This window comes from Cobetia sp. 2AS, from assembly GCF_029846355.1.
Classification (GTDB): domain Bacteria; phylum Pseudomonadota; class Gammaproteobacteria; order Pseudomonadales; family Halomonadaceae; genus Cobetia; species Cobetia amphilecti.
Window position 1 is genome coordinate 1 of the sequence record NZ_JARWKQ010000031.1, and the last position, 231, is coordinate 231.

The 231-nt window shown below is 67.1% G+C and carries 1 protein-coding gene; it reads right to left on the reverse strand.

Translation table 11 applies throughout. From position 1 onward, the window contains the following. Positions 1–231: hypothetical protein (locus tag QD356_RS17805; RefSeq protein ID WP_279878502.1), on the reverse strand; the 231-nt coding region annotated here is incomplete at both ends.

Sequence of the window (231 nt, forward strand, 5' to 3'; positions counted from 1 at the left end):
TCGCTCAGCGGGGTCTCGGCGTCGACGCTGTAGGTACCGTTCTCGACGGTGGTGGTGACGGTCTGCTCGTTGCCATCGCTGTCGGTGATGACCAGGGTGACCGTGCTGCCGTCTTCGGCATCGGTGGTGCCGACGATGGTCGGCGTGGTGTCGAAGGTCAGTGCCGGGGCATCGACGGTCAGCGCCGGCGCGCTTGCGTCGATCTCGCCCACGTCATTGCTGGTCGCGGTG